General features: G+C 33.0%; 13 protein-coding genes. 6 read left to right on the forward strand and 7 right to left on the reverse strand.

Annotated elements, in window-relative coordinates:
* Positions 1 to 212 precede the first annotated feature (212 nt).
* Positions 213 to 527, reverse strand: a complete 315-nt coding sequence (locus QWC74_RS01345) for a heavy metal-binding domain-containing protein (protein WP_006784735.1) — start codon at positions 525 to 527, stop codon at positions 213 to 215.
* Between the two features lie 252 nt (positions 528 to 779).
* Between QWC74_RS01345 and QWC74_RS01350 the strand changes: the two genes are divergently transcribed.
* Together QWC74_RS01350 and QWC74_RS01355 are read left to right on the forward strand one after the other, a co-directional pair.
* On the forward strand, positions 780 to 1,505 hold the full coding sequence (locus QWC74_RS01350; protein ID WP_006784734.1) for a YebC/PmpR family DNA-binding transcriptional regulator: 726 nt from the start codon (positions 780 to 782) through the stop codon (positions 1,503 to 1,505).
* A gap of 683 nt (positions 1,506 to 2,188) precedes the next feature.
* A complete protein-coding gene (locus QWC74_RS01355; protein WP_006784733.1) occupies positions 2,189 to 2,569 on the forward strand; it encodes a hypothetical protein in 381 nt (126 codons plus the stop codon).
* A 434-nt stretch (positions 2,570 to 3,003) separates the two neighbouring features.
* Here the strand turns inward: QWC74_RS01355 and QWC74_RS01360 are convergent, their stop codons facing one another.
* The 3 genes from QWC74_RS01360 to QWC74_RS01370 form a co-directional block, all read right to left on the reverse strand.
* On the reverse strand, positions 3,004 to 3,189 hold the full coding sequence (locus QWC74_RS01360) for a hypothetical protein (RefSeq protein ID WP_040763972.1): 186 nt from the start codon (positions 3,187 to 3,189) through the stop codon (positions 3,004 to 3,006).
* 672 nt (positions 3,190 to 3,861) lie between these two features.
* Positions 3,862 to 4,071 carry a zinc ribbon domain-containing protein gene (locus QWC74_RS01365; RefSeq protein WP_006784732.1) on the reverse strand — a complete coding sequence of 70 codons (210 nt, stop codon included), beginning with the start codon at positions 4,069 to 4,071 and terminating at the stop codon, positions 3,862 to 3,864.
* A 33-nt stretch (positions 4,072 to 4,104) separates the two neighbouring features.
* On the reverse strand, positions 4,105 to 4,383 hold the full coding sequence (locus QWC74_RS01370) for a hypothetical protein (RefSeq protein WP_006784731.1): 279 nt from the start codon (positions 4,381 to 4,383) through the stop codon (positions 4,105 to 4,107).
* Between the two features lie 338 nt (positions 4,384 to 4,721).
* On the opposite strand from QWC74_RS01370, the gene QWC74_RS01375 reads away from it, so the two are divergent.
* Positions 4,722 to 5,261 (forward strand): VanZ family protein, encoded by a 540-nt coding sequence (locus tag QWC74_RS01375; protein ID WP_006784730.1) that lies wholly within the window; start codon positions 4,722 to 4,724, stop codon positions 5,259 to 5,261.
* Between the two features lie 36 nt (positions 5,262 to 5,297).
* On the opposite strand, the gene QWC74_RS01380 is transcribed toward QWC74_RS01375, so the two are convergent.
* The 3 genes from QWC74_RS01380 to QWC74_RS01390 form a co-directional block, all read right to left on the reverse strand.
* Positions 5,298 to 6,125 carry an undecaprenyl-diphosphate phosphatase gene (locus tag QWC74_RS01380; protein WP_006785976.1) on the reverse strand — a complete coding sequence of 276 codons (828 nt, stop codon included), beginning with the start codon at positions 6,123 to 6,125 and terminating at the stop codon, positions 5,298 to 5,300.
* Positions 6,126 to 6,390: 265 nt separating this feature from the next.
* Positions 6,391 to 8,085 carry a M3 family oligoendopeptidase gene (locus QWC74_RS01385; RefSeq protein WP_006785975.1) on the reverse strand — a complete coding sequence of 565 codons (1,695 nt, stop codon included), beginning with the start codon at positions 8,083 to 8,085 and terminating at the stop codon, positions 6,391 to 6,393.
* A gap of 552 nt (positions 8,086 to 8,637) precedes the next feature.
* A complete protein-coding gene (locus QWC74_RS01390; protein WP_229098556.1) occupies positions 8,638 to 9,633 on the reverse strand; it encodes a hypothetical protein in 996 nt (331 codons plus the stop codon).
* A gap of 298 nt (positions 9,634 to 9,931) precedes the next feature.
* Here QWC74_RS01390 and QWC74_RS01395 point away from each other — a divergent pair, with 298 nt between their 5' ends.
* From QWC74_RS01395 to pnuC, 3 genes are read left to right on the forward strand one after another with little or no spacing between them, the layout of a single operon-like run.
* On the forward strand, positions 9,932 to 10,927 hold the full coding sequence (locus tag QWC74_RS01395; protein WP_006785971.1) for an ADP-ribosylglycohydrolase family protein: 996 nt from the start codon (positions 9,932 to 9,934) through the stop codon (positions 10,925 to 10,927).
* Positions 10,924 to 11,829 (forward strand): PfkB family carbohydrate kinase, encoded by a 906-nt coding sequence (locus tag QWC74_RS01400; RefSeq protein WP_006785970.1) that lies wholly within the window; start codon positions 10,924 to 10,926, stop codon positions 11,827 to 11,829. Before QWC74_RS01395 ends, QWC74_RS01400 begins: the two co-directional genes overlap by 4 nt.
* Entirely contained in the window at positions 11,817 to 12,506 is a 690-nt protein-coding gene (gene pnuC / locus QWC74_RS01405) for a nicotinamide riboside transporter PnuC (protein ID WP_006785969.1), read from the forward strand. The genes QWC74_RS01400 and pnuC overlap by 13 nt, the downstream gene beginning before the upstream one ends.
* Positions 12,507 to 12,683 lie beyond the last annotated feature (177 nt).

Genomic DNA, 12,683 nt, shown 5'->3' on the forward strand with positions numbered 1-12,683 from the left:
CACGCGAGTTTAAAAAAAGTTCATTAAAAAAAAAAAGAACACCAAAAGTTCTGTGTTCTTTAACTATAACTTGTTTATTTAATATTTTCTATAATTTTCTAATTGTTCTCTCTCCATTTTCTTCTCTTTCAAACGTTCTGTAATTTTAAAGATTAAAAAAATACCAAACACTAAAAAATTAAGCAAATACCAACCAATAATAAATTTAAGCATTATTTAATCACAACCGCTGTTCCATAAGCGACCATTTCAGCCGCCCCTGCCATCACTGATGATGACATTAAACGCATTCCAACAATCGCATTTGCCCCTTGAGCTTCTGCATCTTCAACCATACGTCCAATCGCAATTTGGCGTGCCTCCGTTAACATCTCATTATATCCAGTTAATTCCCCCCCAACTAGATTTTTAAATGAGGCTCCGATATCTTTACCAATATTTTTTGAACGAACCGTACTTCCACGCACTAAACCTTTTACCTCAATAATTTCTTTCCCTGAGATACTATCTGTTGTCACAATTAACATAGACTATTCCTCCATTATGTTTTCAATTCTTTAATTAGATGATTGTCTAATTATTTAATAGCATTATAGCTCTTTGACCTATAAAAGTCAATAAATAACAGATATTTTTTACAATGTCGATTTCGACACTATCTGAAAAACTTGAAAAACTAGGAGTTACAGGAGTATAATAAGTAAATGTATAGTTACTTTGCTATTGTAAATAACAACAATAGTCTTTGAATCAAATCTTATTAACAGGAGTGATACCCAATGGGTCGTAAGTGGAATAATATTAAATACGGAAAAGCTGCTAAAGATGCTGCCCGTTCAAAAGTTTTAGCTCGTTTCGGAAAAGAAATTTACATGGCTGCTAAAAATGGAGATCCAGATCCAGAATTAAACCGTAACTTAGCATCAGTTATTGACCGTGCTAAAGTTGCAGGGGTTAACCGTGAAATCATCGACCGCGCTATCAACAAAGCAAAAGGTGGATCAGACGAAAATTACGATTTCATCCGCTATGAAGGATACGGACCAAATGGTGCTGCCGTTATCGTTGATACATTAACTGACAACGTAAACCGTACAGTAGCTGAAGTACGTTCTGCATTTAACAAAAACGGTGGAAAAATCGGAGTAAGTGGTGCCGTAGCATTCATGTTCGAAGCAACAGCATTATTCGGATTCAACGGAAACTCAGCTGATGAAATTTTAGAAGGATTAATGGAAGCAGACGTAGACGTTCGTGACGTTGAAGAAGAAGATGGAGAAATCACAGTATACGCAGACCAAGATCAATTCCATGCCGTACAAACAGCATTAAATGGAATGGGAATCACAGAATTCGAAGCTGCAGAATTAACAATGTTACCAACATCAACAGTAGAATTAGATGGTGATGCATTAGCTAAATTCGAAAAATTAATCGACGTACTAGAAGACTTAGACGATGTACAACAAGTTTACCACAACGTAGAATTACCAGACGAAGAATAATAAAAGGCTAAGAGATGTGCTTAACACTCGTAGAAAGTAAGGAGAGTCCGCCGTGTCGTAAGACACAAGAGGCTCTCGAACTTTACCAGAGTGTTGCATCTCGAATCTAGATTAAATAAAAAGCTAAGACGAACAGATAACTCCGAATAAAAGTGCTTAGCCACCGAAGTTCTTGAAAGTACAATTGTGGATAAAACTTTATAGAGGAGTTATTCATCGAAGCTGGATTAAATAAAAGGCTAAAGCTAATACTTTAGCTGTTCAAAAAATGTAAGGGAGTGATAAGTGTCTCGTTTTTAGAGACACTTATCACTCCCTATTTTTTAAAACAAACTAATTCAAAAGGAATTTTTTGGTTAATCTTATACATTTATTCTGAAGAGACAGTGAGCTAAAGCTAGATTTCCATCCCTTGTACCAAGCTATTCCTGTGCCTGATTTATGCTTTTATCTTACACTCCACGTACTTTGTACGTGATTTTTTATGATTGAGTTATTACTCTTTTATACTTAATAGTCAATTGTACATTTCACAGAAATTCATTATTTTAAGTGTATATCACTCCTAATACTCTGCACTCTATTAATGAAAACAACTCATCATCTGTTTAAAGTAAGTACTTTGTAGGATATAATAACAGTATCGAATTCAAAATATGAATTCCTAAAAAGGAGCTCTGAGCATGGAAATTAAAACAAAACATAAGAAATTTAATAGTTTTACAGATTTATATAGCTTTATGATAGATAGTCACTTAGAAGAAATAAGTGTCACAATGAAATATCCTGACGGAACAAAAAGTTCTGGAATTATGCCAATTGACATGGTTTTATCATTCACTTCAATTGAACAAATTAAAACTTTTGATAAAGAGTTAAAAGAATTATCAACTAAATACAATGAAGATTTAGCTAAAGTTCGTGAAATTGCAGAAAACTGTAATGAGTTGAATTATTTCGAAGATGAAGATGGTGAAATTCAAGCTCAATTAGATGCAATCGAAGCAAGCAATGAGCTCAAACAAGCAGTCACTGAATTAGTAAACGAAAAATTACATGGTTAAAAGCACGTGAAAGTTCAAGTTTCCTTTACCCTTTCGTTTTATGAAAGAATGAAGGAAGTAGACTTTATAGAGGGGTTAGTGATCAAAGGTGGATTAAATCCTGTTTATGCTTTGATTTTATATCCTACGATGCCTGAACGTAGTTCTTTATTTTTTAGGCTGTTTTAAGTCATCTTATTGGTAAATAAACCGCTTGGTATCAAAAGTTATTGGCTTTCATTTTTAAGAATTTTATCTGTTTTAAATGACTAGATAGTTAATAACAACATTTTCGTCTAATAGCGCCATTTTTTAACTCAAAAAAAGCACTAGATAAATCTAGTGCTTTTTTCTATTATTTTTTAAAATCCCAAACATCTAATTTTACGTTTTTAGTGCTTCCTACACTCTTAATAGCTTTAACTTTTCCACGAGATGTTAGATAACTCTAATATTTATTGTCTATTTTGATTTTTCTGCTTTGAAGTAATTTTTTTTAATACTAATTCATTGTACTCATTTAGTGATTTTTTTCTCTCACTCATTGCTTTTTCATTTATTTTAACTAATTTATTATAATCTAACTCATAACCGCTTTTTTGAAGAACTCTAATAAAATAATCATCTAATTGAATAATCATAATATCACATCCTATAAATCAAACTACATAATATTATTTTATCATCACTATATTTTTTGTCTAATTATGTGCTTTTTTCTGTTTTTTACAAGATATATCTAATAAAATGTTTATTTTTAACTGATTTACTCCTAAATAGCCACATAAGATTTTTTAAACAAAAAAATAACATTTCAAATTAGATTGATAACTGCATTCGTATCCTATCGAAACCATTAAAAATATAGATTAAATGTTTATTAACAGAATACTTTAATTTAAAAATGACCATTCAAGTGCTTTTTTCTCACCTCTCACGAACACTTTTAACATTTAATTTTTTTTTAAGATAAAATAGAACTGTAGTCAAAAGAATAACAAATTGACATACGTCCGCTAATTTTTCCAATATTAGATTCTTATATTTATGACTAACCACTTTAAAAACAAAAAAAGAGCTGATTTCCTTCAGTTCTTTTTTGTTTTTTAAATTAATTTACAATAATATAATCTCATCATGAATATAATCGAAACTATCACTTTTTCACACTTATTGCAACAAAAACATTTTATATTTCCTACAAAAAAAGCACCTCTATGAATGTATAAATTAATCTCAAATTTATCTCAATTCATTTAGGTGTTTTTTCTTATTTTCACATATAAAGGAATACAGAATGAAGGTATTCTTTTTTATCCAAGTAAAAAATCAAAAATATTTTCTAAATCACTCGTTGTTCCTTTATACATCTCAGTATACTTACACTTAGTACATGTAATCGTTGTAAAGCGTTTGTTCTGAACATCAAACATTTTGGAAAGCCCACCACCTGTTGCAGCAAACTCATCCACTTCATAGGAGCGATTTTGACATTTTGGACAAATATAATTTTTAATTTCCATCAGTTAAGAGACTCCTTTTTAAATCTAAGTTTTTTATTTCATTACTTTATCTTGATCCTGAATCTCAACATATCCCTTCATTCCATCAGTTAATTCAACCTTTAGTTGTCCATCATTTGATTCAAAATAAAAACCATATGGTTTACACTCTGGTGAAAATTTAACTGTTCCTAAAACCGTTGTATTTAAGTGGTCTAATGTAAAAACATCACCATTTAATAAACTTGCAATAACCTCATCTAATCGATTACGGCAATCAAAACGTTTTGCTTTCTCATCATAAGTTAACTGTACATGAAGATTTGTACCCATCAAATCACTCCTTCCGAAAAATCATTCTTATTGTGCCTAAAATTATCAAAAATAAAACCTATTTTACTTTACTTAATCTCCCAATTAATACTTGTAACCGCGCCGCCAAATTTTAAAATAGGCCCTTTAGTGCATAAAATCGACAAATTATCAAATAATATATCTAGATTCCACTCGGAGTCTCCTCTTTTGCTCTGTGCACGCGAAAACCCCCGTACGTTGGTCGGGGGTTTTTTAATATTCATTAAATCTTCAGAATTTCTTGCGGTTTTCTTCATTTCTGTTTGCTATACTAAATGCATGGTACAGATTTTTTATAAATAAGGAGCGTGCTTTTCATGTTACAAAACATTTTAGATAATATATTCCTAGGAGTCATCCTCCTGATTATCGTTGGTATTATCTACTTACCGTTCTACTTTATCCTACGAAAAAAACAAATCCCTATTCTTAGACAACTTAGCTATTTAGGACTGGCAGGAATCATATTCATCATCCTATTTGCAACTATCCTAATAAGCATAATCGGAAGTGGATTAAACTTTAACCCACCTTATCATCGCCTTAACCTAATTCCATTTAGCTGGCTATTTGATACCTTCACAATGAGCCAGGTCATTTCGAATATAATCATGTTTATCCCCCTTGGATTTTTACTACCAATTGTATTCAAAAAATTTCGTTCTTTTTTTAATACCACACTTTTTGCTTTTGCTTTCTCATTCTTCATTGAATGCTTCCAGTACTTTATTGGGCGTTCATCAGACATTGATGATTTAATTCTAAATACACTTGGAGGCATCATTGGATATGGAATTTTTATTCTTTTTAATAAATGGTTATCAACCCAAAACTGGTGGAAAAACTTACTTCAATAAAAAAAATCGCTAAGACATAAGTCTTAGCGATTTTTTTTATGCTCCAAAGAAGAAGAAATAGGCTAAAACGACAATACCCAGGATAATGCGGTACCATCCAAATACTTTGAAGTCATGTTTCTTAATATATCCCATTAAGAACTTGATTGCAAAAATTGAAACAACAAATGCTACAAATGATCCAAGAGCTAACGTAATTAATTCAGCACTAGTAAAAGCAAATCCGAATTTAACAAGTTTTAATAAACTTGCTCCAAACATAACTGGAATAGCTAAGAAGAACGTAAACTCTGATGCAACATAACGAGAAGCACCAATTAAAATAGCTCCTAAAATCGTTGCTCCTGAACGAGATGTTCCTGGAACTAAAGCAAGTAATTGGAAAACTCCAACCATTAAAGCAAATTTATATGTAATTTGTGATAAATTCGTTACCACTGGCTTACGACCTTTATTACGATTCTCAATAACAATAAATAAAACCCCGTAAATAATTAACATTAAGGCAACAGTTTGATAATTATAAAAATGTTCATCTAACCAATCATCAAATGCTAAACCAATAACTGCTGCTGGTAAACATGCCACAATAATCTTAAACCAAAGATTCATCGTATCTTGTTTGATTTTAAAGCCACCCTTAAACTCAAATGGGAAGATCTTATTCCAAAACATAAAGATAACCGCCAAAATTGCCCCAAGTTGAATGACAACAAAGAACATCTCCATAAATGAAGCCGACATATTTAACTTAATAAATTCATCAACTAAAATCATATGACCTGTACTACTAACAGGTAACCATTCCGTAATCCCCTCAACAAATCCAAGGAAAATTACTTTTAAGTATTCAATAAAACCCACAACTAACCCTCCTGTTTCAACTTTTCAATTATTAAAATTTCAATGTAAAATATAACCTACCTAATGATACTATGAATTAAACATTTAGAAAATACTTTCTAAGGAAATTAAGTTTATTTCACACGACTTATTTTAATAAAATAATAGATAAAATACCATAATAATCAACTTACAAATACACTTCTAACCTTACATCTCTGTAAGGAAATAAAGAAAACGCGAAGGTAATCCTTCGCGTTTTCTTTATTTAAGCAATACTCTTTTTTTATAATTTTTGATCTTCAACTGAATCTAGCCACGCTTTAATGTCTGAAATAATAGAGCTTACGCATCCATCTTCAAATGGTGATTTTAAATTTGCATATGATACAAGTCCGAGGAACGATTTTGTCCCACCTACCTCGCATAAACGAACGTAGTCATTCCATGCATCTTCACGATTATCGTGCATACGTTTCCAAAATTGTAGGGCACAAATTTGAGCTAATGTGTAGTCGATATAATAAAATGGACTATTGAAAATGTGTGCTTGTTGGAACCACCAACCACCACGTTCTAGGAAGTCACATCCTTCATAGTTTTTGTGTGGCAAGTATTGTTTTTCAAGATTACGCCAAGCCGCTTTACGTTCTGCCGGTGTTGCTTCTGGATTTTCATAAACGAAATGTTGGAATGCATCCACAACAATTCCATAAGGAATAAATTTAATCGCTGATCCTAAGTGAGTAAATTTATATTTGTCCGTATCCTCTTTAAAGAATAATTCCATCCAAGGCCATGTAAAGAACTCCATACTCATTGAATGAATCTCACAACTTTCATACGTTGGGAAGTTTAACTCAGGTGTTTCAATCCAGCGTGAAGAATAAACTTGGAAAGCATGTCCCGCTTCATGCGTTAAGACATCAATATCCCCTGCTGTTCCATTAAAGTTAGAGAAGATAAATGGCGCTTTATATTCAGGAATATAAGTACAATATCCTCCACCCGCTTTCCCCGGTTTATTCACTAGATCTAATAACTCACTTTCTACCATGAAATCAAAGAATTCTTTTGTTTGTGGAGAAAGTTCATGATACATTTTCACACCATTTTCTAAAATCCACTCTGGACTTCCTTTAGGTGTCGCATTACCTGTTTTAAATTCGAACTTTTCATCAAAATAACGAAGTTCCCCATAACCTAAACGCTCTTCCTGTCTTTTATATAAAGAACTTGCTACTGGCACAATATAATCTAAAACTTGCTTACGGAAGTTTTTAACCATCTCTGGATTATAATCACTGCGCATCATACGAGTATATCCAAGTTCAACGAAATTATTAAATCCTAATTTTTTAGCAATACGTGTACGAACTTTTACTAACTCATCATAAATACGATCGATTTCAGCTTCATTCTCTTCAAAGAAATGGTATTTAGCAACTGAAGCCTCTTCACGGACCTGACGATCTTCACTTAATAAATATTTACCCATTCCTGGTAACGTACGCTCTTCACCATCAAATGGAATTTTAGCTGATGCTAATAACTTTGTATAAAGACTAGATAATTTATTTTCTTCCTGTAAATCCGCAATAATCTCAGGCGAGAATGAACGTAAATTAAACTCTGCAATCGTAAAGAATTGTTTGCTTAACTTCTCTTCAAGTTCAGCACGAAATGGTGATTTAACGATTGCATGATAAAAAGCAGACGTTGCTTCTTCATAAAGAGGACCCTGTTCATCCCAATACGTTTGTTCAGAGTCATAAAACTCATCTCGTGTATCAATACTATGGCGAATCGAAGATAAGGTTGCCATTGTTTCTATATGAGAACGCATGGCATTAATTTTGTTCACAATTTCTAATTGTTCCTCTGCATTCGTTGCAGCCTCAAACTTATAAACTAAAGCACCAAATTCATTTTTGAATTGTTCATAATTTGGTCTTTCATACTTAAAATCATTAAATTTCATCTTATGTCTCTCCTTATTAAGAAAAATTTACTATGAATATTTGCTAGTTTACCGACTTTAAAAAATAACTTAATTTTAAATTATTTATTTCCCCTAAAATCGTCACCTAACAAATTAGTATTTCTCCTATTATACTATATCTCCTTATGTTTTGCATGATTTTACCATTTGTTTTTTTGACAAATCTATGTTAAGGTTTGACGTTAAAAATTTCATAGGACATTCAAAACGTGGAACCCCCATATAAACTAAGGTTCGAGACGATTAAGCATGCAATAGCTCAGATACCTCATCATGTATTCATATCGGACAAATGACACTTTGCTGATATATCAAACTATGTTCCGTAAACTTAGAAATAATTATGAAGTAAGTTCTCATTTCTAATTTCTTGAACTGTGAGATAGCACTAATAAATTCTATTAATAAAATTGTTAAAGTCATACTAGGATATTTTCCTTTTAAAGGATAATAAAGCTTAGTAATAACTATTAAAAAATTGATTTCAATTAAAAAAAGCGACATTCTTAACGAATGTCCCTGTTTAGCTCTTTAGTTTCTATATTTATAAATTGCAAATGTTTTAGTATTTGTAACCTTATCTCTAACTTCTATGTCAAAATTTGATCCTGTTTTAATACCAATTACAATATCAATTAATGCGGTCTGACCAGGTTCAACCCACTCAACTGATTTATTTGTGGTGATGAGTGGATATAAAGTTACACCGTTACCTGTTTCATCATAAATTAAAAAGTTTGAGTCACATAAAGCTTCTCTTTTTGTTCCAATATTTTTACCTTCAATCGTAATAATTGCAACTGTCTCTACCGCTCGATCAGGCATTTCACTTTCCATATACTCATTACGCTCATCTGTTAGCGCGATTGATTTAATGTTAATTTCAAATGGTTCCTCACTAAATTGCGCTAACACAGTAAATGGTGTCCCTAGTTCAAGCTCATCTAAGTATGAAGCCGTCACAAGCGATGATTCAAAAATGGTCTCAACAACTGTTTCGGTATCAATTGTCGCAAAAGGCTCATCCTCTGTATTATGAGCCACATCAATTTTCAAAATATCCCCTGTTGTAATTCCAACATTTATTTTAATCGTCCGTCTACGACCAGGTGCTATGGCTGCATAACTTGAGAATTCGAGATCTAAATCATAACCCGACATGGGATATAAGTCTAACCTCTTCCCTGTTTCATCATAAAAATGAAAATAGGACTCATTTAACAACACGACTTCATCTGATATATTAATTGCCTCAATAGTTACAATTGCGACATTATCCACCGCCTCATTGAACTCATTACGTGCATCCGTTAACGTCACATCGGTCACAGCAATTTCTAACACCTCTTTTTCGTCATGGATTAACTTAAATGTCTGGCCTAGTGGAATGGTTATTTTTCCGATCGTTGTTTTCTCTTCAATGGGTGTTCCATTGATTGTAACCTCATCCTCTGTTTCAGTTGTTGAACACCCTATTATAAAACAGGTCAGTGTTAAAATAACTAATAATGCTTGCTCTTTTTTCATCATTATCTCCCCCTCTTGTTGAATCATATCGGATTTTAAGATAACGTGCAATAAGTATTAACCGACGTCATGGCCTAGATAGCGAGTGTAATGAAGGTAAAAAGCAAAATACTACATCTTCTCAAATAGTAATTAAGCATTTTAAAGATGTGGATAACCCACTAATAGGGTTATTCACATCTTTTTATTGATATGAAAGATTATCATTCATAAAACATTGACTATTTTATCCAAATAAACTAGAATATTACCTTGTCAGGTGTCTTGTCACCTGTAAAGTTTATTAGGAGGCGGCTGTATGAAAAATAAAATTGCTGGAACTCTTTATGGAATGGCAATCGGTGATGCTATGGGAATGCCCTCTGAACTTTGGAGTCGAAAAAAAGTCCAACAGTTTTTTAGGGGCATTACAGATTTCTTAGATGGACCTTCGGAAAATGAAGTGGCTTATCAGTATAAAAGAGGACAATTTACAGATGATACTGCACAAGCTTTAATCATCCTAGACTCTTTAATAGCCAATCATTTCAACGTTTTGCCAACTGATATCGCAACTAGACTTCTTGCTTGGGCAAAAAAAGAACAAGCTTTTGAAAAAAACATTTTAGGGCCCACATCTAAAGCCGCCTTACTTAGTTTTAAAGAAGGAAAAAATATAGAATCGATTACGAATCAATCTGGGACAAACGGTTCTGCAATGAGGATTCCTCCTGTTGGCTGTTTATTCTTACCTGATGAAAAATCAGAGCTCATTCAATATGTAGCGCATATTACAAAGGTTACGCACAGTAGTGACATCACGATAGCTGGTGCCTGTATGATTGCTCACGCTGTAAGTTGTGCCATGATCTACAAAGACTTTGATGAAATTTTACAATCTGTTTATAGTATTGAACAAGAGGCACGTGCTCTTGGGGCTGATACTATTAATCCATCTCTTGTTGCAAGAACGAAGCTTGGCATTGAATTTGCTAAACGTTATAAAGACCAAGATGAATCGTTCTTAGAGGCTATCTATCAAATCATCGGATGTGGTGTAACAATTAGTGAATCAGTTCCTGCTGCTCTTGCAATTGCTTATTATGCGAAAGATGTAAAACATTGTAGTTTACTTTGTGCAAATCTCGGGGGAGACACTGATACAATCGGAGCGATGGCTTGTGCGATTTGTGGTGCTTACCAAGGATACACAGCACTTGATTCATCATGGGTTGAACTTATTAATGAGGCAAATGATGTCAATTTAATGGAATATGTAGATGCATTAGCAAAACAAAGGGGGGGCGTAATGTGAAAACTTTACTGCTTGGGAATGCGATTGTAGATGTTATTTTAAATATCGACGTCTTACCTAAAACGGGTGACGATATTTTTTGCCAAAAACAGAGCGTCACAATTGGTGGATGCGCGTATAATGTTGCAACGATTTTAAATCACTTTGATGTAGAACACGATTTGGCTGTTCCCGTTGGTTCTGGGTCTTACGCCTCAATGATTAAGGAAGAATTAATCAAACATGGCTATCCCGTTCACATCGAGGAGCAAACTGTGGATAACGGATATTGCCTTTGTTTAGTTGAACATCACGGAGAACGGACCTTTATAACAGTTCCTGGTGTTGAAGCTAACTATCAAAGACGTTGGTTAGATGCTTTTAGTGGGGAACAGTATGATAATATCTACATTTCTGGATACGAGATGGAAGGCTTAAGTGGGGCTATTATCAGTCAATGGCTAAGTACGCAAGAAATAAAAAATCTATACTTCGCTCCAGGTCCACGTATTACATTTATCGAACAAGAAACAATGGAACGTTTATTTAAGCTACATCCTATTTTACATATTAATCAGTCTGAAGCTTTAAGCTTCACAAAAGAGCAAGATTTAAATCTTGCTGTGAGAAAACTATACGCTTTAACTCATAACGAATTATTTATCACACTCGGGGAACACGGTGTTCTACATTTTGATGGGGAAAATCAAATGATTATAGAAGCACCTAAAACCACAGTTGTTAACACAATCGGAGCGGGTGATAGCCATCTTGGAGCAATCATTGCACTAAGATCACTCGGTTATGAGACAAAACAATGCTGTGAGATTGCCAACAAAGTTGCAGCCAAAGTCGTGAGCTTACAAAGCAGTAAATTTGAAGAAGAATATTTCAATAAGGGGGATTTTTTATGTCAGCATTAGTGATGAAAACAAAAAATTATTTTAGTGATTGGAGCATTTTTGAAATTTCATGGTTAATTATTTCAACGTTAACGATGCTTATTTTAAGTATTGTTTGGGGTGATACTCCAATGGCATTAATTAGTGGTGTAACAGGAATTATTTCAGTTGTTCTTTGTGCAAAGGGAAAAATTTCAACCTATGCTTTCGCTACAATAAATGTTGGCCTTTATGCGATTATTGCTTATCAAAATCGACTTTTTGGAGAAGTCATGTTAAATGGATTTTACTATCTTCCAATGAATCTTGTTGGATTTTATATGTGGCGTAAACAAAAAAATGATGAGGGGACCGTTATTGCTCGTCGCTTAACTGCTAAACAAATTTTTCTACTCGTTATCGGTCTAGTGATTGCTATTTTAGCTTATTGGAGAGTACTTATCGCTCTTGGTGGAAATCTACAACTAATTGACTCAACAACAACAATTCTATCGATTGTTGCTTTCTTATTACAAATTGGACGCTTCACAGAACAATGGATTTTATGGATGATTATCAATGTGTTCTCTATTATGATGTGGACACTACTTCTTGGAACTCCTGATGGCTCAGTAACGATGATTATCATGTTCTCAGCCTACTTAATTAATGGAATTTATGGATACCGAAATTGGCTGAAATTGAGTAAAAATAAATAATAAAAAGCTCTAGCATTTAATAAATGCTAGAGCTTTTTTAATATCATCATTAGATAGTAAAATCAAAATGAGTGTGGGTGAAAGTAAATCAGTTTTGCTAACTATCCACTAATGATGAAAGATTTTTTAACATGTTTTAATTAATTCTAAGTTACCTTCAATTGTATATTTAATTCC

This window comes from uncultured Turicibacter sp. (assembly GCF_938044715.1).
GTDB classification, from domain to species: domain Bacteria; phylum Bacillota_I; class Bacilli_A; order MOL361; family Turicibacteraceae; genus Turicibacter; species Turicibacter sanguinis.

Coding starts and splice junctions, on each gene's coding strand:
- pnuC (WP_006785969.1), top strand. CDS start 11,817: ATGTCAGCATTAGTGATGAAAACAAAAAATTATTTTAGTGATTGGAGC.
- QWC74_RS01375 (WP_006784730.1), top strand. CDS start 4,722: ATGTTACAAAACATTTTAGATAATATATTCCTAGGAGTCATCCTCCTG.
- QWC74_RS01395 (WP_006785971.1), top strand. CDS start 9,932: ATGAAAAATAAAATTGCTGGAACTCTTTATGGAATGGCAATCGGTGAT.
- QWC74_RS01390 (WP_229098556.1), bottom strand. CDS start 9,633: ATGAAAAAAGAGCAAGCATTATTAGTTATTTTAACACTGACCTGTTTT.
- QWC74_RS01345 (WP_006784735.1), bottom strand. CDS start 527: ATGTTAATTGTGACAACAGATAGTATCTCAGGGAAAGAAATTATTGAG.
- QWC74_RS01350 (WP_006784734.1), top strand. CDS start 780: ATGGGTCGTAAGTGGAATAATATTAAATACGGAAAAGCTGCTAAAGAT.
- QWC74_RS01385 (WP_006785975.1), bottom strand. CDS start 8,085: ATGAAATTTAATGATTTTAAGTATGAAAGACCAAATTATGAACAATTC.
- QWC74_RS01355 (WP_006784733.1), top strand. CDS start 2,189: ATGGAAATTAAAACAAAACATAAGAAATTTAATAGTTTTACAGATTTA.
- QWC74_RS01360 (WP_040763972.1), bottom strand. CDS start 3,189: ATGATTATTCAATTAGATGATTATTTTATTAGAGTTCTTCAAAAAAGC.
- QWC74_RS01370 (WP_006784731.1), bottom strand. CDS start 4,383: ATGGGTACAAATCTTCATGTACAGTTAACTTATGATGAGAAAGCAAAA.
- QWC74_RS01365 (WP_006784732.1), bottom strand. CDS start 4,071: ATGGAAATTAAAAATTATATTTGTCCAAAATGTCAAAATCGCTCCTAT.